15 protein-coding genes are annotated in these 21,984 nt (G+C 43.4%); 8 read left to right on the top strand and 7 right to left on the bottom strand.

Annotation, left to right across the window (positions count from 1 at the left end):
• Positions 1–5: 5 nt before the first annotated feature.
• The 3 genes from galB (at position 6) to KO473_RS02355 (ending at position 6,994) form a co-directional block, all read left to right on the top strand.
• A complete protein-coding gene (galB, locus tag KO473_RS02365; RefSeq protein ID WP_032530390.1) occupies positions 6–2,507 on the top strand; it encodes a beta-galactosidase GalB in 2,502 nt (833 codons plus the stop codon).
• A gap of 95 nt (positions 2,508–2,602) precedes the next feature.
• Positions 2,603–5,347, top strand: a complete 2,745-nt coding sequence (locus KO473_RS02360; protein WP_122130689.1) for a SusC/RagA family TonB-linked outer membrane protein — start codon at positions 2,603–2,605, stop codon at positions 5,345–5,347.
• Between the two features lie 15 nt (positions 5,348–5,362).
• Complete coding sequence (locus KO473_RS02355) at positions 5,363–6,994, top strand: RagB/SusD family nutrient uptake outer membrane protein (protein ID WP_032530392.1); 1,632 nt, start codon at positions 5,363–5,365, stop codon at positions 6,992–6,994.
• 735 nt (positions 6,995–7,729) lie between these two features.
• Here KO473_RS02355 and dnaJ read toward each other — a convergent pair.
• The gene (gene dnaJ, locus KO473_RS02350; protein ID WP_122130688.1) at positions 7,730–8,914 is read right to left on the bottom strand and encodes a molecular chaperone DnaJ; all 1,185 of its coding nucleotides are present in this window, start codon (positions 8,912–8,914) and stop codon (positions 7,730–7,732) included.
• Positions 8,915–8,964: 50 nt separating this feature from the next.
• The gene (locus KO473_RS02345) at positions 8,965–9,552 is read right to left on the bottom strand and encodes a nucleotide exchange factor GrpE (protein WP_122130692.1); all 588 of its coding nucleotides are present in this window, start codon (positions 9,550–9,552) and stop codon (positions 8,965–8,967) included.
• 234 nt (positions 9,553–9,786) lie between these two features.
• Between KO473_RS02345 and KO473_RS02340 the strand changes: the two genes are divergently transcribed.
• The 4 genes from KO473_RS02340 (at position 9,787) to KO473_RS02325 (ending at position 13,668) form a co-directional block, all read left to right on the top strand.
• Entirely contained in the window at positions 9,787–11,400 is a 1,614-nt protein-coding gene (locus KO473_RS02340) for an ABC-F family ATP-binding cassette domain-containing protein (protein WP_005776533.1), read from the top strand.
• Positions 11,401–11,597: 197 nt separating this feature from the next.
• Entirely contained in the window at positions 11,598–12,161 is a 564-nt protein-coding gene (locus KO473_RS02335) for an RNA polymerase sigma factor (protein WP_022012130.1), read from the top strand.
• Positions 12,158–12,580, top strand: coding sequence for a hypothetical protein (locus tag KO473_RS02330; protein ID WP_022012131.1), 423 nt, complete (start codon positions 12,158–12,160; stop codon positions 12,578–12,580). The genes KO473_RS02335 and KO473_RS02330 overlap by 4 nt, the downstream gene beginning before the upstream one ends.
• 20 nt (positions 12,581–12,600) lie before the next feature.
• Positions 12,601–13,668 carry a hypothetical protein gene (locus KO473_RS02325; protein WP_122130691.1) on the top strand — a complete coding sequence of 356 codons (1,068 nt, stop codon included), beginning with the start codon at positions 12,601–12,603 and terminating at the stop codon, positions 13,666–13,668.
• Between the two features lie 138 nt (positions 13,669–13,806).
• On the opposite strand, the gene KO473_RS02320 is transcribed toward KO473_RS02325, so the two are convergent.
• Positions 13,807–14,853: a leucine-rich repeat protein gene (locus KO473_RS02320; RefSeq protein WP_005808974.1), complete on the bottom strand. Its 1,047-nt coding sequence runs from the start codon at positions 14,851–14,853 to the stop codon at positions 13,807–13,809.
• Between the two features lie 104 nt (positions 14,854–14,957).
• Between KO473_RS02320 and KO473_RS02315 the strand changes: the two genes are divergently transcribed.
• Entirely contained in the window at positions 14,958–15,809 is an 852-nt protein-coding gene (locus KO473_RS02315) for a CPBP family intramembrane glutamic endopeptidase (protein WP_101602999.1), read from the top strand.
• Positions 15,810–16,054: 245 nt separating this feature from the next.
• Here the strand turns inward: KO473_RS02315 and KO473_RS02310 are convergent, their stop codons facing one another.
• From KO473_RS02310 to KO473_RS02295, 4 genes are all read right to left on the bottom strand, one after another.
• Positions 16,055–17,221 carry a hypothetical protein gene (locus KO473_RS02310; protein WP_181996057.1) on the bottom strand — a complete coding sequence of 389 codons (1,167 nt, stop codon included), beginning with the start codon at positions 17,219–17,221 and terminating at the stop codon, positions 16,055–16,057.
• Between the two features lie 5 nt (positions 17,222–17,226).
• Positions 17,227–19,356: a type IV pilus biogenesis/stability protein PilW gene (locus KO473_RS02305; protein ID WP_122130687.1), complete on the bottom strand. Its 2,130-nt coding sequence runs from the start codon at positions 19,354–19,356 to the stop codon at positions 17,227–17,229.
• A gap of 10 nt (positions 19,357–19,366) precedes the next feature.
• Entirely contained in the window at positions 19,367–19,972 is a 606-nt protein-coding gene (locus tag KO473_RS02300; RefSeq protein ID WP_005808963.1) for a DUF3575 domain-containing protein, read from the bottom strand.
• 83 nt (positions 19,973–20,055) lie between these two features.
• A complete protein-coding gene (locus KO473_RS02295) occupies positions 20,056–20,907 on the bottom strand; it encodes a LuxR C-terminal-related transcriptional regulator (protein WP_032530395.1) in 852 nt (283 codons plus the stop codon).
• Positions 20,908–21,984 lie beyond the last annotated feature (1,077 nt).

Raw genomic sequence — 21,984 nt, 5'->3', positions numbered from 1 at the left:
CAATCATGAACAAGAAAATCAAAATTGCATTTGCTTCGATGCTCGCTGTGCCACTGTTGGTATGTGCACAGGTCCGTACGGAACAAACCTTTGAAAAAGGGTGGAAGTTTACCCGTGAAGACAGTAAGGACTTCAGTAATTCCACTTATGATGATGCAAAGTGGCAGTCGGTAACGGTACCCCATGATTGGGCTATTTACGGGCCATTCAGCATTAATAACGATAAGCAGAATGTGGCTATTTCGCAAGATGGACAAAAAGAGGCGATGGAGCATGCCGGACGTACCGGTGGGCTTCCTTTTGTAGGTGTAGGATGGTATCGTCTCGATTTTGAGGCTCCTTCATTCAGTAAAGGTAAGAAGGCTACTTTGGTTTTTGATGGTGCTATGAGCCATGCTCATGTCTATATCAACGGACAAGAGGCCGGTTACTGGCCTTACGGTTACAATAGTTTTTATGTGGATGCCACCCCTTATTTGAAGCCGGGTGAAAAGAATACACTGGCTGTCCGTCTTGAAAACGAAAACGAATCTTCACGCTGGTACCCCGGTGCGGGATTGTATCGCAATGTACATCTGGTAGTGAATGAAGATGCTCATATTCCTACTTGGGGTACTCAGTTGACCACTCCGGTAGTGAAGGACGAATTTGCTAAAGTCAATCTGAAGACAAAACTCGATATACCTGCAGGCAAAACATTTGAAGGATACCGTATTGTCACCGAATTGAAGGATAAGAATGGTAAGGTTGTGGCAACTAATGAGAAGCAGGGCAGTCAGTTCGACGGCAATGTTTTTGAACAGGATTTTGTTGTTACTGCTCCGGCTTTGTGGACCCCCGATACTCCTAACCTTTACAATGCGGTTTCAAAAGTGTACGAAGGCAACACTTTGAAGGATGAATATACTACTCCGTTCGGTATCCGTTCCATTGAGATCATTCCGAACAAAGGCTTTTTCCTCAATGGAAAGAAAACCATGTTCAAGGGTGTTTGCAATCATCATGACCTCGGTCCGTTGGGAGGTATCGCCAATGAAGCCGGTATTCGCCGTCAGATCCGTATCCTAAAGGATATGGGGTGTAACGCCATCCGTACTTCACACAATATGCCCGCTCCTGAGTTGATTAAGGCTTGTGATGAGATGGGTATGATGATTATGGCGGAATCATTCGATGAATGGAAAGCGGCCAAAGTGCAGAACGGTTATCATAAAGTTTTTGATGAATGGGCAGAAAAAGATCTGGTGAATCTGATTCATCAGTATCGTAACAATCCAAGTGTGGTTATGTGGTGTATCGGTAATGAAGTGCCGGATCAGTGGAACGGCGATCGTGGACCGAAACTTTCACGTTTCCTGCAAGACATCTGCCATCGTGAAGACCCTACACGTCCCGTTACTCAGGGTATGGATGCGCCTGATGCTGTGGTTAATAACAACATGGCTGCCGTGATGGATGTAGCCGGTTTCAATTACCGCCCTCACAAATATCAGGAAAATTACAAGAAACTTCCGCAACAGATTATTTTGGGTAGCGAAACTGCTTCTACTGTCAGTTCACGTGGGGTTTACAAGTTCCCGGTGGTACGTCGTGCCATGCAGAAATATGACGACCACCAGTCTTCATCGTATGATGTAGAACACTGTGGTTGGTCCAATCTTCCTGAAGATGATTTTATCCAGCATGAAGATCTGCCTTATTGCATTGGTGAATTTGTATGGACCGGATTCGATTATTTAGGTGAGCCTACTCCGTATTATACTGATTGGCCCAGTCACTCTTCATTGTTTGGGATTATCGACCTTGCCGGACTTCCGAAAGACCGTTATTACCTCTACCGCAGCCACTGGAATAAAGATGCGGAAACCTTGCACATCCTGCCTCACTGGAATTGGGAAGGACGTGAAGGTGAAGTGACCCCTGTATTTGTATATACCAATTATCCTTCGGCCGAGTTGTTTATCAATGGTAAAAGCCAGGGTAAACGCACAAAAGACCTTTCGGTTACGGTACATAATAGTGGTGATTCTGCTTCTGTCGCTAATTTCAAACGTCAGCAGCGTTATCGTCTGATGTGGATGGATACGAAGTATGAACCGGGTACCGTGAAAGTAGTCGCTTATGACAAGGATGGTAAGGCCGTTGCGGAAAAAGAAATTCATACTGCCGGCAAGCCCGATCATATTGAGTTGGTGGCAGACCGCAGTGTGATCGATGCTAATGGTAAGGACCTCTCGTTTGTAACGGTGAAGGTGGTTGATAAAGATGGTAATCTTTGCCCGTTGGCCGACAATGAAATCAGCTTCAAGGTGAAAGGGGCAGGTACTTATCGCGCAGGAGCCAATGGTAATCCGGCTTCACTCGAGTCATTCCAGACTCCGAAGATGAAAGTGTTCAGTGGCATGATGACAGCTATTGTGCAATCTACCGAGAAAGCAGGAAAGATTACACTCGAGGCTGCCGCGAAGGGCCTGAAAAAAGGTACATTGGTGATCGAGAGTAAATAATCCGTTCAGATAAAGATAAGAAAGGAGGGGATCCGGGCAACCAGATACCCTCTTTTTTTGTTATATTTTATATGCAAACCTTAAATGATGATAGTATGAAACAACACCGAATCATTCACATACCAACATTCGTCTTAGCTTTATTTTTGATGTTTACCAGCTCTGTTTTGCGAGCACAGGATAAGCCTGTTTGGCTGGCAGATTCTCTTATTACTGTAGGATACGCCACCGGGAATAAAAAGAATATTTCCGGTTCGGTGGAAAAAATTACGGAGTTAGGAATGAATAAAGATCAGATTACCAATCCTCTGGAGGCTATCCGTGGACGTGTTCCCGGACTCACCATAGAAAAAGGAACCAATGGTCCGGCTGCTTTGGATGCCGTACGTTTGCGGGGAACCACTTCACTGACCAGTGGTAACGACCCTCTGATTATTGTTGACGGTGTGTTTGGTGATCTCAGTATGTTGACTTCTATATATCCTACCGATATAGAAAGCTTTACTATCTTGAAAGATGCTTCGGAGACAGCACAATATGGTTCCCGTGGTGCTTCAGGTGTTATCGAGATCACTACCAAGAAAGGAATTCGGGGCAAAACCAGAGTCAGCTATAACGGTAGTTTCGGCATATCCTCCGTATACAAAAATCTGGAGATGCTTTCCGGCAGTGAGTTTCGCAATCTGGCGCAGCAACAGGGCATTTCAATACTTGATAAAGGGAATGAAACCAATTTTTTGAAGGAGATAGAGCAAACAGGTCTGCAACAGAATCATCATGTTGCATTTTATGGTGGGACGGATGCTTCAAGCTATCGTGTTTCGTTGGGCTTTATGGATCGTCAGGGCATTATATTGAACGAGGATATGAAGAACTTCACTTCGAATATGAACATGACCCAGCATGTTTTTGATGATTTCTTGGTGTGCGAGTTAGGTATGTTTGGCTCTATCCAAAAGAACCATAATTTGTTTGACCTTCAAAAAACATTCTATTCGGCTGCAACTTTTAATCCTACATATCCCGATCACCGTAATCCGGAAACCAGTTCCTGGGATCAGATTACCAATGCCAGCCAGATCACTAACCCTTTGGCCTGGATGGAAGTGAAAGATCATGATGCGACTTCACATATCAGTACTCATGCCCGGCTGACCTTTAACTTACTGCGCGAGCTTAAACTGATTCTTTTTGGTTCTTATACTTATAATATTGTTGAAAATTCCCAGTATCTGCCTACATCTGTATGGGCACACGGACAAGCATATAAAGGTACCCGGAAAATGGAATCACTGCTTGGCAATCTGATGTTGACCTATAAAAAGAACCGGAATAAACATTATTTTGATGTGCTGGCCCTGGCGGAACTTCAAAAAGAGACTTATAGCGGTTTTTACACCACTGTGACCAATTTCAATTCCGATCAGTTTGGTTATAACAACCTTCAGGCAGGTGCCATTCGCCTTTGGGAAGGAACGAACTCTTATTTTGAACAGCCGCGGTTGGCATCTTTTCTCGGTCGCTTCAATTATACGTTTGACGATCGGTACATCCTTACGGTGAATGCCCGTACCGATGCTTCTTCCAAGTTTGGTGCCAATCATAAATGGGGCTTTTTTCCATCCGTGTCGGCTGCCTGGGTTGTCAGTGAAGAGAAGTTTATGAAGCGTATTTCATTGGTGGATAATCTGAAATTCCGTATCGGTTACGGGCTGGCCGGCAATCAGAGTGGCATCGACTCTTATACAACGCTTAATCTGGTAAAGCCTAACGGAGTTGTTCCTGTTGGTAGTTCACAGGTGGTTACTTTGGGTAATATGCGTAATACCAATCCCGATTTGAAATGGGAAGTAAAGCGTACTTTTAATGCAGGTGCGGATCTTGGTATGTTTGGCAACCGGTTACTCTTTTCTTTGAACTACTATAATTCCAAGACCTCTGATATGCTTTATCTTTATAATGTCAGTGTGCCGCCTTTTACCTATAACACTCTTTTGGCAAATATAGGTTCCATGCGCAACAGCGGTACGGAGATTGCTGTCGGCATCACTCCTTTGAAGACCCGCGACATGGAATTGAACATTAATGTTAATGTCACTTTCCAGCAAAATAAATTGCTTTCATTAAGTGGAATGTATGGTGGAGAGAATATTTCGGCACCTGAGTATAAAAGCCTGGCAAGTCTGGACGGAGCCGGATTTCATGGTGGATATAATCATATTGTGTATCAGATGATAGGACAACCCTTAGGGGTATTCTACCTGCCTCATTGCAAAGGGCTTATTTCCGATGGAAATGGTGGGTATACGTATGACATTGCCGATTTGAACGGTGGAGGGGTGAGCCTTGAAGATGGAGAAGACCGCTATGTGGCAGGTCAGGCGGTACCCAAGACTTTACTTGGCTCCAATATCAGTTTTCGCTATAAACGTTTCGATCTCTCAGTACAGATAAACGGGGCATTCGGTCATAAAATCTATAACGGTACTTCACTGACCTACATGAATATGAATATTTTCCCTGATTACAATGTAATGAAGAAAGCTCCCGGACGTAATATCAAAGACCAGACCGCTACGGACTATTGGCTGGAGAAAGGCGATTATGTAAACTTCGATTATGTTACGATAGGCTGGAATGTTCCGGTGTCGAAGTGGAAAAAATACATTCAGTCCCTCCGTCTCGCATTGACTGTCAATAATCTGGCTACTATTACCGGATATTCCGGTCTGTCACCTATGATCAACAGTTCTACCGTTAATTCTACTTTGGGAGTGGATGACAAACGGGGATATCCTTTAGCACGTACCTATACGCTTGGTTTGAGTATTAACTTTTAATTTGGAGGATTAATTATGAAAAGGCACTATATATATTCCTTTGTCTGTATCCTGATGTTTAGTCTGCTGTTTTCATGCGATGACTTTCTGAATGAAAATCCTAAAGACAAGATTCCCGAAGAGGATGCTTACAAGAGTCTCACCGATTTGTATTATAATGCAGTGGCTTCCTTATACAATAACATAGGAGGTTATAGTGATAGTCAGGGGTTGCAGGGCACCGGCAGGGGAATTTACGATCTGAATACCTTTACCACCGATGAGGCTATTATGCCTACCCGTGGAGGTGACTGGTATGATGGAGGATTCTGGCAGGGGCTTTTTCTTCATCGTTGGGGAGTCGATAATGATGCTATTCAGGCTACGTGGGAATATTTATATAAGGTTATAGGTCTTTGCAATCAGTCACTTGAACGAATCGATACTTATCAGGAGACTCATCACGACACGGAACTTCCTGCTTACCGGGCAGAGGTTCGTGCTTTCCGTGCTTTGTATTACTATCATTTAATGGATTTGTTCGGACGTGTTCCTCTAATTCTCTCATCTGCTATACCTTTGAAAGAGGTGAAACAAAACAACCGTAAAGAAGTTTTTGATTTTATTGTGAAGGAGTTACAGGAGTCTGCCCCTTTATTGGCGCAAACATATAGCAATCGTTCCGGCAGTTATTATGGGCGGATTACCCGTCCTGTAGTCCATTTCTTGCTTGCCAAACTTGTCTTGAATGCTGAGATATATGCGGATGATAACTGGACCGATACACAATATCCCGATGGAAGAGACATCTATTTTGAAGTAGATGGCAACCGGCTCAATGCCTGGCAAACGGTGGAGGCATATTGCGATTCCATTACTGCAGCGGGATATCGTCTGGAAGATAACTATGAAGCAAACTTTGCTGTTTACAATGAATCTTCTGCCGAGAATATTTTTACCATTCCAATGAGTAAGACTTTATATACTAACCAGATGCAATATCTTTTCCGTTCCCGTCACTATAATCATGCCAAGGCCTACGGATTGGGAGGAGAGAATGGTTCAAGCGCTACTGTGGAAGTACTTCGAACCTTTGGGTATGATACCCAAACTGTCGATCCCCGTTTTGATAAATGTTATTTTGCAGGTGTTGTTTACGATTTGAAGGGAAAGGTCATCACACTCGATGACGGTACTTTGCTGGAGTATTTTCCTTGGAAGGTGGATGTCGATATCTCCAATACCTCCTATGAAAAAACCGCAGGCGCACGGATGAAAAAGTATGAGATTGATGAAACCGCCACAAAAGATGGTAAACTGATGGAAAATGATATTGTACTCTATCGTTATGCCGATGTTTTATTAATGAAGAGTGAGGCCAAAGTCCGTAACGGAGAAAATGGAGATGTAGAACTGAATCTTGTTCGCGCCCGTGTGAATGCTCCTTTCCGGACAGCTACATTAGAAAGTTTGCTTTCGGAACGTCAATTAGAGTTTGCCTGGGAGGGTTGGCGCAGGCAAGATTTGGTTCGTTTTCGCCAATATACCCGTGCTTATACAAGCAGGCCCCGGCTTCCGGGTGAGGAAAGTGGCTATACTACAGTATTTCCTATTCCGGAGAAAATCCGTTTGATGAATCCCAATCTGACACAGAATCCGGGGTATTAAAATTGCAAAACACACAAACGGTTTCTGACATTTTGCCAAAATGATATTTCAACTTCTCCTGGATTGCTCTTTTTCGGCCCATTCTTAAACAGTGTGGCTAAAAACGTCTCCCAAGGAAATCAGTGATTTTACTTCTGTCATCTGAATGGAGAAACAAGTAGATAAAATCACGTTACTTTCGGTGAAAGTCAGAACCTATAGACAGTAATTATCCCGAATATCCGCTTATTTGTCATTTTCGCTTTGTTCGTTTCGGAGTAGCAACCAGGGAAATTTTCGTCACTTTTCGGCTTTCGACTGTGAAGAATATGGGTAATATGGAAAAACATGGGGAGATTTTTCTGAAAGAAGTAGGCATTTGTCCCGAAAGAAGTAAGCGTTTTGTGGAAATGCTTACTTCTTTTTCCGGAAAGCCCGGCGCTATTCTCTCAAAATCCCGGCTTTCGAAGCCTTCAATCCCGGCTTTTCGGCTTGCAAAGTCCCCTTGAGGGAACTTCCTTCTCCCAGATGTGTCTCAAAAAAGAAATGTGGCGTTTTTCAAACAGCATGTTTTATGTCTTTTTGAAGCCGGGATGTAATAAAGGGTGGCAGATTGATAAATCATCGGGATACTATCCAACTATCCGGTATTCTGTTTTATATAAATTTGCCCGGGCTTACATCTTTCGATGTATACCCGGGCAAATTTTATGAGATATTCTCTGTGTAAATCAGTGTGATCGGCGGTGAAACTTCTTAGTCGAAAAGACTTCTGAACTTCTTGAATATCTTTTCTTTAATTGAAGTACTTGGCTTGAAGTTCTTCGATTCTTCCAGCTTTTCCAAAGTACTTTTTTCGTCTTTACTCAGTGTCTCCGGCACATATACACTTACGTTAACCAGCAGGTCTCCTGTGCCGTAACCGTTTACACTTGGCAACCCTTTACCGCGGAGTCGGAGCACTTTTCCCGGTTGTGTACCTGCTTCGATTTTTACCTTCACTTTTCCGTCGATGGTTGGAATTTCTACCGCACTTCCGATAGCTGCTGTAGGGAAACTCAGCAATAAGTTGTATACCAGATCGTTTTCATCGCGAATCAGCTCCGGATGTGGCTCTTCTTCCACCAAAATCAATAGGTCGCCCGGGATACCGTTATGTTTTCCGGCATTTCCTTTGCCGCCCATAGAGAGTTGCATGCCTTCTGCTACTCCGGCGGGAATTTTTACTGTTACTACTTCCTCACCGTATTCGATACCTTCTCCACCACAAACCTTACATTTGTCTTTAATGATTTTTCCCTCGCCATTACAAGTAGGACACGTAGTACGTGTCTGCATGGTTCCTAAGATGGTTTGCTGGTTACGGATTACCGAACCGCTACCTTTACAGGTCGGACAAGTTTCAGAACCGCCATTACCTTCTGCCCCTGTTCCGTGACAGTGCGAACAAGGTACATATTTTTTTAGTTTGAATTTCTTTTCAACTCCTGTAGAGATCTCTTTCAAATTCAGCTTCACCTTCACCCGGAGGTCTGAGCCACGGAATTTTCTCTGTTGAGAACCTCCGCCTCCAAATCCGCCGAAGCCTCCGAAACCACCACCGAATCCGCCGCCGCTATGGCCGCCGAAAATATCACCGAACATAGAGAAGATGTCGTCCATGGACATTCCGCCACCGAATCCTCCGAACGGTCCGCCGTTTCCGGCTGCTCCACTCATTCCTGCATGACCAAACTGGTCGTAGCGGGCACGTTTATCCGGATTACTCAGTACGTCATACGCTTCGGCTGCTTCTTTAAACTTTTCTTCTGCTTCCTTATCACCCGGATTTTTGTCCGGGTGATATTGGATGGCTTTTTTCCGGTATGCTTTCTTTATTTCTTCGACTGTTGCCTCTTTCGTGACTTCCAGCACTTCGTAATAATCTCTTTTTTCTGCCATATTTTAGTTTCGTTGATTTTAATTATATTAGCAAGTTTGTCGTGTTCCGGTTATTCACCCACAACTACTTTTGCATGGCGGATTACTTTGCCGTTAAGGGTATATCCGGTCTGTACACAATCCAGTATTTTACCTTTCTGTTCTTCTGTCGGAGCAGGGATCACAGCGATGGCTTCGTGATAATCCGTATCCAACGGTTGGTCTTTGGTTTCGATAACCTTCACTCCATCCTGCGACAGAATAGACAGGAACTTATTATATATCAACTCAACACCCTCTTTTACGGCAGCTACGTCCGTAGCCGTTTCCATAGTTGTCAGTGCACGTTCCATGTCGTCGATTACCGGCAGAATACTTTTGATGCTCTTCTCACCACCGTTCAGAATCAACTCTGCTTTTTCTTTGATGGTCCGTTTACGGTAGTTATCGAATTCAGCCGAAAGACGGAGATATTTGTCCTTCTGATCTTCGATCTGGCTATGGGCTTCTTCCAGTTCTTTTTCTAATTTCTCCTCTGCGGTCAGCGGTGTGCTTTCCTCAGTGGTTTCTTCGTTTTGCGACTGTCCTTCAACGGTATCCTGAATATCGTCTACTGTCAACTCTTCTTCTTTCTTGGTTTTTTTTTCTTTTGAGTCCATATCTATTCTGTTTTTATTCTTGTTAAACGGATTTAGTTTCATGTCAATACGGCATTTTAATGTATTGGCTTTGCAGCAAAAACTTTGCCAGTTTGTTTGTTTTGCCAAAAAACGCAGCAAAGGTAATACTTTTATGTCAGATTGACACATTACTGATAGTTCGTTATTCACTAAAAATGTCTACCTTTGTCACCGCATTATTTGATAATAAATAAATTAAGGAATAATAATAGAATGATTACAGTTTCAAACGTTTCGGTACAGTTTGGTAAAAGGGTATTGTTTAATGATGTAAATCTGAAGTTTACAAGTGGAAATTGTTATGGTATTATCGGTGCCAATGGCGCCGGCAAGTCAACTTTTCTCCGTACGATATACGGTGACCTCGACCCGACTACCGGAAACATTACGTTAGGTCCGGGCGAACGCCTTTCGGTATTGAGCCAGGATCACTTTAAGTGGGACGCTTATACGGTAATGGATACCGTAATGATGGGGCACACCGTGTTGTGGGACATTATGAAGCAGCGCGAAGCCCTTTATGCCAAAGAAGATTTTACCGATGAAGACGGTCTGAAGGTTTCCGAACTGGAAGAGAAGTTTGCCGAACTTGACGGATGGAATGCTGAAAGTGACGCAGCTATGTTGTTGAGCGGTTTAGGTGTGAAAGAAGATAAACATTATACATTGATGGGTGAATTGAGCGGTAAGGAAAAAGTGCGTGTGATGCTGGCACAGGCATTATACGGAAATCCGGATAACCTGTTGCTTGACGAGCCTACCAATGACCTGGATATGGAGACTGTTACCTGGTTGGAAGAGTATCTCTCTAATTTCGAACATACCGTGTTGGTTGTAAGTCATGACCGTCACTTCCTCGATTCTGTCTGTACACATACGGTCGATATCGATTACGGAAAAATTAATCTTTTTGCCGGTAACTACAGTTTCTGGTATGAATCCAGTCAATTGGCCCTCCGTCAGCAGCAGAACCAGAAGGCCAAAGCTGAGGAGAAAAAGAAAGAACTGGAAGAATTTATCCGCCGTTTCAGTGCCAATGTTGCCAAGAGCAAGCAGACTACCAGTCGTAAGAAAATGCTCGAAAAGTTGAATGTTGAAGAAATCAAACCCTCCTCCCGTAAATATCCGGGTATCATCTTTACTCCGGAGCGTGAGCCGGGCAATCAGATATTGGAAGTTTCCGGTTTGAGCAAGAAGACCGAAGAAGGGGTTGTATTGTTCAACGACGTGAACTTCAATGTGGAGAAAGGTGACAAGATTGTGTTCATTTCCCGTAATCCGCGTGCGATGACTGCTTTCTTTGAGATCATCAACGGTCATATGAAGCCTGATGCAGGACATTTCAACTGGGGGGTAACAATTACAACTGCTTATCTTCCTTTGGATAATACCGAATATTTCAATACTGATTTGAATCTGGTCGACTGGTTGAGCCAATACGGCGAGGGCAATGAAGTTTATATGAAAGGTTTCCTGGGACGTATGCTTTTCTCCGGTGAAGAAGTACTGAAGAAAGTGAGTGTACTTTCGGGAGGTGAGAAAATGCGTTGTATGATTGCCCGTATGCAGTTGCGCAATGCCAACTGTCTGATTCTCGATACTCCGACCAATCATCTCGACTTGGAGTCTATTCAGGCATTCAACAACAACCTGAAAACCTATAAAGGCAATATCCTTTTCTCTTCACATGACCACGAATTTATTCAGACCGTTGCCAATCGCGTGATTGAGCTGACTCCGAACGGTATTATCGATAAGATGATGGAATACGACGAATACATTACTTCCGATCACATCAAAGAGCTGAGAGCCAAGATGTACAAGTAATGATGTACGGTTTTGGACGATGAACGATTAACGATGAACAGGTGCCCATTCATGCGCAACCTGTTCATCGTTTTTTTTGTTCGCATTCACTTTATTTATCGTTTACTGTTGTTCATCGTTCATAGTTTATCATTCATCGTTATTTTACCTTTCTCCATTTATTACGTATCATATATAAACAACATATACCGTGGCTTATGGAACAAAAGGAAATACAGGCATTAGTAGAAAGGAGCAGGAAGCAAGATGCAAGTGCATTTGCTTTGCTTGTGGCAGAGTATCAGACTTTTGTTTTTCGCCTGGCATTCCGCTTGTTGTGTAATGAAGAGGAAGCGCGGGATATGGTACAGGAGACTTTCCTGCGTGTCTGGCTTTCGTTGGACAAATACCGTCCTGAATTTCGCTTTGCGACCTGGCTTTACAGGGTTGCGTGTAATATTTGTTATGATCGTTTGCGGGTTTTACAACACTCGCCGGCCGGAGCGCTTTCCGATATTGCGTTCTCCGAGTTGCCCATTCTTTCCGATGATAACGTCGAAGCAGTGTTAGTCAACCGGGAGTTGAAAGCACATATCCTGTACTTTATGCAACAACTGACTCCTAAGCAGAAGCTGGTATTTACATTGCGCGATATAGAAGAGTTGGAAATCAAAGAGGTCGAGATTATTACCGGACTCACATCGATCCAGATCAAAACAAACCTCTATCTCGCCCGGAAGAGTATCCGTAAGAAGTTGAATGAAATAAATAAAGAAAGATGAAAAAGGAAGAAATTAATTATGAAAGGTGGTTGGGACAGTTAAAAAAGACACCCCCCATTCTGGAAAATCCGGAGGCATTGACCGAAGATATTATGCGTGCTGTCAAGGCGGCTTCTTTCAGAAGTCCGGCCAAGCGCAGACCGAATCTTGTTGCCTGGTGTTCGGGCATTGCTGCAACTTTGCTCTTGGCGATATGGATAGCGGAAACGATGTCTGTTGATTCATTTCCCTCGTCTGAAGTAATCATCATACCGGAGCCCTATCAATCGAATACTTTCACAGACAGTCGGGAGCATAGAGGTTTGACGATAGGAGAGAAGCAGGAGCTTTTCTTTACCGCATCCCGTAATCGGAAAAGGGAAATGCTTAAACGAGAACGGCTTTATACTCAGTATAAACAGATAATGAAGAGTGAATGATCTTTAAAAAATAGATGCGTATGAAAACAAAAAATCTTTTACCGATATTGTTGCTGGCCGTTTCAATGGTGTCCTGCACCACCTATTATCAAGTGAAAACCCAGGTTTTTCCTGATGGATCGGCTCGTAGGGAGGTTTATGCCTTTGGCGATTCTGCATTCATGGCCGGAAATCGGGCACAAAATCCTTTTATGTTCTCATTGGATTCCGGTTGGACGGTGACGCGTTTTGATTCTGTCCGGATGCATAATTATTTTGGAGAGAAGGAAAAGATAAACGTGTGTGCCAGCAGGGAGCAGGCTTCTGTCGACTTATTTTCGGAGCAGGTCCGGCCTAAAAATCCGATGTTTCGTCCTTTGGTGACTCCGCGGGAAACACTGACCAAACATTTCCGTTGGTTCTATACGTATTATACCTATAACGGTGTTTATCCCGAACTGACAGAAAAAGGGCCTGTACCTTTGAAAAACTATCTGAACGAGTCGGAACAGAAACTTTGGTTTCAGGGCGATGACACTGCGTATCGGGGAATGAACGGATTGGAAATGAAGGAAGTACTCGATCGTTTGGAAGGACAATTTGTTCAATGGTACAACCGAAGTCTCTATGAATTAAGTATTGAAGTGATGCGGCCTTTTATAGCTGACCTGAAGCAGGGCGACTATCTTTCACGTCTGAATGCGGCTAAGGATTCATTGTATCAGGCATATAGGCCTCAGAATGATGATCCGGACTTCTCTCCGGCACTCGTTTGTCAATTACTCGATACTCACTTTCACACTGATTGCTTTTCGCTTCTCTATAAAGAAAAACAGCAGGAAGTGGATAAAAAATTTGATGAGGAAACACGTTCCGTTGAGTTATTTGGAGTGGTGATTCAATATGAACTCAATATGCCCGGACAAATGCTTTCGGCAAATACAACCTTTAGGGAGGATGGTCATTGGGTCTGGAAAGTAGATGCCTATCGTCTTTTGGCAGGCGAATATCTTTTGACTGCCGAGTCGCGCGTACCCAACATCTGGGCCTTTATCCTCACCGGCTTGCTTATTCTTTTGGGTATAGGTTATTGGATAAAAAAGCGATGAACAAGAAGGAGTGAAGTTGTGTCAAAGGTCCTCTCACCACAGATTGCGCTGATTTCCACAGATTATTCGTGTCGTTAAAATTCCTTCTGTGTTCCTCTGTGTCCTCTGTGGTGAGTTTTTTGATATGCTCCCGTTTTTTTATCGTTTATAAATCAACTTATTTTTCCCTTCCCCGAATAAATTGTCTCCTATGGTTGTGATTTTATCTCCTTTGGCAACTACGTAGCGTAGCCTGTCACATCCCATGAAAGCACCATATTCGATGGCTGTAATGCTTTCCGGCAATTCCACGGTTCCACACAGACGTCCGCAATTGCTGAAAGCCCGCTGTCCGATGCTTTTCAGTCCATGAGGTAAACGAACGCGGAGCAGGTATTTTTTTTGTGAGAAAGTAAAGTCCGGGATAGCTGTCGCATTGGTCTTTTCGATGTCTACGGCAACCAGATTCGGCATATAATCCCGTATCAGTTTAAAATCGGCCGCATCCAGTTTGCCTTCGATGGTCAGGAAGTTGATCTCTTTCGGTTGTAGCCCTGCTTTTTGTATTTCACTTTCCAGCGTGCTCAAAGCACCTACCTCTATTTTAGCTTCCAATGGTTCGCCTTCAATGAACGCAAAGTTATCCCAACGATTTTTCAGCCGGTATTCATCACTTGCTCCCAGCGGTACGAAGATTGCAGTGATGCTGTCAGCCAAGGCTCCCGGCAGCAGGTTGGGAGGAGTTTTCTTTTTGATCTGGCAGATGTTCAGGTTCTCGCATCCCATAAAGGCTGCATCTTCAATGTTCTTGATTTTTTCCGAAAGAACCACTTTCTTTAGGGTCGGTTTCCCTTTGGCAATACCGTTTTCCATCTTGCAGAAAGCATAGGCCGGAACAAAGTTTGGCATGTAAATATAGAATTTATCCGGATACGTACCTTCTTTTCCCGAATACATACTGATACTTGCATTCGCTATATCGAGCACTTGCAGATTTTTGAATTCATCGCGCAGATGCTTGAAGTCCACTGCGTTGATCTTTCCTGTCAGAGTGAGGTGAGTCACCTGGTTTGCTTCTTCTTCCGTCATCATCGAAATAAGAGTTCCCGGTTTGCTGACGAAATATGTTTTCTTAACTTCTTGTGCCGTAGCTGCAAATAGATTGGCAGCAAGGGCTATTCCTATAAACAGATGTTTTATTTTCATATTTATGATAAATGTTTAGACAAATATAGCGAATCATACTTTATCTCGTTGAGAGTTTTAGGAAAATATAGTTATTTTTGTCCTTCAACTAATAAATTAACAAAATGGAACAACAAGAAAAAGAGAACAGTCCGATCCCCTCTTCGGGAGGGATTCCGGCATTTGCAAGTATTGCATTATTTCTGGTGGGTTTCTATATTCTTATACCTCTGTTTGGGATTATCCTGAGTTCTATCTCTGTATTAAAAGAGTGGAGAATGGGGGCTTTCTTTATTGGGGAGGGAGCTATGTTGCTGAGCGTATTTATTGTAACCTTCCTGATGATGCGATTTCTTGATCGCCGTCCCTTCTCCGATTTAGGATTCAGTCTGAAAAGACGTGGTAAAGATATCCTATACGGTTTTCTGATGGCAGTGCTTATCTATGCCATTGGCTTTGCTGTTTGTTTGCTGACCGGGCAGATTGAGGTTGTCGGTGTCCATTTGCATTGGAGCGATTTGCTCTTAAGCGGGTTGTTTTTCGCCATGGTTGCCATTGTCGAGGAAACTATGATGCGCGGATATGTTTTGGGACATTTATTGCGTACGCGACTCAATAAATTTATTTCTCTCTTCATCTCTTCCCTTTTGTTTGCGTTGCTCCATCTGATGAATCCCAATGTGGCTTTTTTACCCATGCTCAATCTGGTGTTAGGAGGGTTATTACTGGGAGCTTCCTATCTTTACACCCGTAATCTTTGGTTTCCTATTTCGCTTCATTTCTTTTGGAACTGGATTCAAGGGCCCGTGCTTGGATTTGAAGTCAGTGGCAATCGTTTCTGTGAAACCTTGTTTTCACTTCGCCTGCCTGCAAATAATCTGATTAATGGAGGAGCATTTGGTTTTGAAGGTTCGCTGGTTTGTACCGTATTGGCAACGCTCTTTACACTGCTCATAATCTGGTGGTTTGAACAATAAGAAAATGTCCCATGTTCCGCTGAACTCTGGGACATTGATAAAACAAACACCACATTTACTTCACAGTAAGTCAGAGTGGAAAAGCAAGGACGCATTTACTTCGCAGTAAGTTTGTTGCGCACTATTAAACACAAACAAAACAAAATAAAAGCTGTACAACAGCCATTATAACACTTGCATCAATGTAGGTTTATATTAATTTGTCCATAAGAGAGAGCATAAAGTATGTGGGGGTGAATCTTATTCTAAAATTTATACGTTGTTCCCACCATTAACCCCACTGTTCCCCGTATGGGTTCCTGAAGGTCAGCCCGATAACTTCTGTCTTTAAATATATTGATTCGGGGTTCCAGCCAAAGCCCGGTATGGGCCGACAACCTGATTTCTCCCTGTAGTCCGATGCGGCCGTTCAGGATGATGGAAGATGATGATTCCGTTCCGGGAAAATAGCTCCCGATGCCACCTGCCACTGTCAGGTTGAACACGTGGCTGTCCCGGTCGGAAAAAAGCCTTGTGAGATTGCACAGATAGTCGATGTTGAGGCTGATATTAAAATCGCGGTTGCTTCCGCTTTCTTCATTATCTAAAAAGGCGGTACTACTGCCGGCACTGATCCGCATTCCGTTAATTTTGTCGAACCATTTACCTAAAGCGAATTCCGTGTCGAACAATACATTTCCGGTGTTTCCGGTGCCGGCCGCCAGTGAGGCAAAACCTCCTTTAAGGAAGGTCAGGGTAGTGTATCCTGCCGGTTTGTAAGTAATACCTGCCATTAGTGATCCTGCCAGGTTATATCTTTTCCACGATGGCTGGTTGTCCACCCGGTCCGGATAAAGTGCCAGTTGTGGCTCGATAAACAGGTTAAAAGCAGACGATACATTCAGTTTCCCTTGTAATCCTGCCCTCAATCCGTATGAATGGATTGTTTTTTGGTCTTTTATGATAGTGGCCTGATAACTGAGTCCGAGAGCGCCGATCACTTCGAATACCCGCTTCGGGTTGTATCTGGCGGCAAATGCACTGATATTGATCAGGTAGTCTACATTGGCTCCTGCCAGATGCATATCCGTATTTCCTTGTTTCCACTGTGTATATTCCCCTCCGGCCCGTAATCCTATGACGGGAGTCAGCCAATTGCCTGCCATGAATGATGCCCGTGGTCCGTGAGCGGTTTGTCCGCCTCCTACGTTAAACAGATAACCGATGCCCGATCCGACAGAGAAAAACAGATGCTCCGACCCTCTCTTCGAATGGAACTTTTCCGCTCCCTTTCGTTTGGGTATCAAATATTCTGAGGCCTCTATATTGTTTTTTCCCGCTGTTGAATCTTGCTTTTGCTCTTGTGCTGCCAGAGTTACGCATAAGCCGAAACCGACTCCTAACAGCAGGATTCTTTTATAGCTCTTTCTCATATTCTTCATTGCTTTATCGTTCTTTCTTCATTCAAGCCGTTCTCTTCCGTTTCGGTGTCTTCCGTTTCGGTTTTTTCTTTTGTTTTCTCCGCTTTTTCCTTCTGTTCTTTCTTTTCCTCTTCCAACTGTTGCAGTAGGTCGGTTACGTCTCCGTCTATCTGCGCAATCTCTTTCAGTGACGGATCTTCGTTCAGGGCCCGTTTTATGAAAGCATATGCTTCGCTCACTTTGTCCAACCTGTTGGCACATGCCGCCCTTAGATAATAGCTGAGTGGTTCATCCGGTAGTTCTTGTGCCTTTTCCCACGCTTCTTCATTTTGCTTCATGGCCATTAATAATACCACTTCATTTATGCCGCCTTGTGTTCCGAACCGTTCATAAGCATCCTCAAAATGCCCGTTGTAAGCTCCAACGATGGCTCTTACGTCTTGTGTCATGTCGTTGTCCGGCAAAAAGTCTATAATGGAGTCCGCCCGGTTATAAGCTCTTTCGTCCATTAAGGCGATTACCTGATTACAGAGTAGTTCTGTGGGAGCCGATCTGCTGACAAACGGTTCCAGTAATTTGCTGTCTGCTTTCTTTTGTTCTATCAGTAATGCAGCCAATTCGTTGGCCATAATCATAAATTTAGGATATTGTTCCAGTGCTTGTCGGCAGATTACTTCCCGTGTAGAGTCATTATCGGCATTCAGGTATATCCGCCAAAATTCATAGGGCACCAATTTTTTATAGTCTTGTTTATACATTATGCGTATTTCTTCATCGTTCAGCAATCTCATCACCGAATAGTTGAAACTATATTCCACCCGGCGCAGCCGTGGTAAGTAAGTCGTTAGAATGACATTCCGGTATTCCGGTAGTCGTAGGATCCGGCTGTATTGCGAGGCCATGTTGTCCGGATAGCAATTGATGATTTCCCGTAACTTGCCTGTAGGCAGTGAGTCGTGTTCCATCAATTCTGCTACCTCTTCCCATGAGGCCACCACTCCTTCTGTATATGTACTGTCTTTTATTGCGTTTATAGTGCCTCCGTTCAGAAAACCAAAGATACGTTTCAGCGTACTGTCCGTGCGTTTTTGTGCCAGTTTCAGATTCGACTGATACGGACCTTCTGGCGACGATACTCCTTTGACGGAAAACGACAGGAATTCCGAGTTCGGATCGTTTTCTATTTCCTGCAGGCGCAAGCGCATTTTCTCCAGTTCTCTTTGGTTGTTCGGATCCTTTTCGTCTATCGTTGCCGAGTTGATCAGGAAGTTCAGCTTCACTTCTCCTCTGTCGCCTCTTTGTTGTTTTTGAGGTTTAGGGATGTATTTTTCATCTCTGATTTTCATGCCATCCGCTTGGTACGTAAAGAAACGCATCGGATTTACCGTACCTTTGGCTATCACTACTGTATCTTTGTATGCCAGTTTTTTATATTCTACCAGATACATGTAGATGTCACACCGGCATTCATCGTCCGGGTTATCCATATAGAGGGAGTCTACGTAGGCAATCACTTCATTTTTATCAATCTTTTGCGTTTTCTCCTGAAAAGGTGCTAACGGGTCTCTGCTCAGGTCGAATTCCATCATTCGTTCCAATGTGATGGCATACTCCTTTCCGGTCACCACTGCCGGGCGGAACAGGCTCTGTGTTTTACGGGTAATATTCACCAACATCGGTTGCACTACGATACGTGTGTTCGGCTTATACATTTCTTTGGGAATTTTTACTTTAGGGTGGATGATGTATTGATTTCCGACGATCTCGATGTCGGTTGGTTCCGGTAGCAGTTTGTCCACCACTTTTTTGGCGGTGATCACCACTTCGTCAATCATCGATGCTTCGTACGAGATCACTACGTTTATCGTTGTCTTTCCTTTAAGTTTTACTGTTTTTGATGCGTAGGCAAAGCCCGAGAAATGGAGGGTCGTACTGGGATCTGCCATGATCTTGAACTTTCCGTCCAGGTCTGTGATGCCGTATACATCTCCCTTTTCATTCTGGTCTCTGATTACGATAGAGATGGCAGGTTCTCCCTCATCATCGATTACGCTTCCGCGTATTTCTACTTTCTGGGCTTGTCCCCATGCCGGAATAATGGCGTATAGGGCCACTATCCCCAATAGTAAAAATCTTTTGATATTCATTAGGGTTATTTTATTTGGCTATATAGATAAAAGATACACTTAGTTTAACCGGTATGGGGGCCCATCCCGATTCATTCGGTTCACCGTGAGTGCTTCCCGGTTGGTAGCGCACCAACCTGTAGCGTGCCACACCCACACCGCCTGAAACCTCAAGGTTCCAGCGGCGTGACAGAATCCAGTTGTATCCATACGTGACACCCGCAGCTACGGCATCTCCATAATATGCCCTGGGGGTTATTCCTACGTCGAACATGGAATAGAATCCTGTGATACCGATGTAATGGCGCGCCAGCAGGTTCCGAAGCCAATATTTAGCTTCAGCTTGTACGCGCCCATGACGGTAGAAAAGTTTATCTGTAATCTTCCAGGGATTAGCCGATGCCGAAATTTCGGCTGTCATCCAATCGTTTAGCGGGAATTCCACTCCCAGATTGGGAGATGCCGCTAACCATTCCAGCGTATTAGTCTTGATGGCCATACGTTGGGCGGATACTTGAAAAGATATTGCTATGAAAATAAAGAGTATAGCCCGTTTCCCGAATAGAGACGGGAAATTATATCCGGCTATCTCCCACAACAAGTTTGGGAAATTTAGTTTTAAATTAAATGTATTCATAAACGCGCTCACTTCTGTCTAAAGCGTGCTGTCGTTTATTCTTGTCGGTGACAAATATAGAGGTTTTAATTTACATTTTTCAACTAATCGAAATCTTTTTTTATTAATTCTGATAAATACTCCTGTAAATCAGTCTCTTGCCCTATCTGTAATTTTTGTCGGAGCCGGCTCCGGTTGCTTCTCACAGTCGAAGGGGCTATATATTGAAGTTCAGCTATCTCTTCGGTTGTTTTGTTCTCCAATATCAGGCAGCAGAATTGTATTTCTTTGTTGCTGGGTTGAAGGTGCAGGGCGTTGAAAGCCGCCCATAGCTTTAGTTCGGAAGTCATCCTTTTTTTTTGCCGGTGCATGCTTCGCAATATTTCCTGTAACTTGGCGAGCATTACCGGAGGAAAAATATAAGCTACCGTCAGGCTGGGAAAATTCATAAGGTAGAGGCCGGACGATGTATAGAGTCCGATGCCCAGATAGAGCAAAACCGGTGAGAGGGATAGGATTATGACCGTGTGGCGTTTTACGGAAATGGAAGCCAGTCCGCAGGTCACCATTCCGATAATCAGGTCCTGCGACAAAAAGAATCCAGCTTCTTCCGGCGGTAGGTAGATACGGTTGTACATCGAGATCAGTATATTGCCCTGTATCGTATAGAAAACACTGTTTAGTAGAGATACGATCCGGGCTTTTTTCCGAATCAGTAAATAAGTGAATAACGCAAATAATCCCAGGGAGAGTATATTGCATATTGCCAGCAATAAGTTATTTCGCATGAGGTAGACGCAAAGATCGGCCAGGATTCCGATACTGAAGCAGACCACTGTACTATAATAGATGTAATAGATCGTTTGTTGTTCCGCACTTTCTATATTCTTGAACTGGTGGTATTTTCTTTGCAGATACTCGTTTCTTTTATGAAAAGGAAGGCTTTTAAGATTCATATTTATGTTTGGTTTCAATGTCAGATGTTGGTTATGTCCTATTCGCACAATGTTTGCGAGTCCCGTGGACAAAACTCTCACAGCGTCCTTTTTTCCCCATAATAAATGTGAATAATTTCAAAATAAATTCAAATATATATATTAAAAAGACGTAGTGCGCCCGCCATACGTCATCAAGGCTCACCACAAGCCTGCTTACTCAATGGCAGTGCACCACGTCCTGAGACGGTACAGTTACCCCAATGAGTAAGTCTATTATAGCCTTTCTTTGGTTATCGGAGGTGGTGATTCTGATGACGATTAGGCTATCGTTTATGTTGCTAAAACCGATTTGTTTCTCCGGCCGCATATAATTGGGGCAAAGATACAGATAAAAAATGAAAACTTTCAGAAATGTTTTTGATAAGTAGAACTCCTGATTTGCTTAAATATGAATTGGCTGGTGGATTCTATTCTGAGAGTGTGTATAGGACGTATTGATTTTCCTTCAAATTCTAACTATTTGCTTTGATATTTCCTTTTTTGCTGACGCGTGCAATGCTCCGTTTTCTTGGAATAGGGGCTTTGCGGGGATATAAAGACAGATGAAAAGAGAGTTTGGTAGTAAAAAAGAACCGGATATTCACTTTTTTATCTATAGGAAGTTAACTTTGTAATTGCACAAAGTTAATTCTTTGTCGGCAGAAAGTTAGCTTTGTGCCGGCAGGAAGTTAACATCTAACCGGTGGCAAGTTGCTTTGCAGCCGATAACTCTCTTTTTTCTTTCAGAAAAGGGGCATAAAACACTGCGTATTTTTCTGGTTGCTTCTCGTTTATGACTTCTCTGAATATATGAAAATGATCTATAATTGGAATTATATTTATCTTTTATATTGCAATCGGTTACGTATGCCGATTTTGTGGATTGCGTATTGCATTATTTGCTTTCTTTTCGATTTACTCTGATACGGATTCTTGAGCTTCTTTTGATTAACCTTGGAACTTGGACGGAAAAAATGAATTCTATAAGCTATAGAAAATACAAAATGGCAATTTTCAGATTCTATTGCCAAGTAAGTGATTCGATTGATCTACGAG

This window comes from Bacteroides sp. HF-4919 (assembly GCF_018860125.1).
Note: the sequence above shows the minus strand (reverse complement) of the source record. Positions and strands in the feature narration are given on the sequence as shown.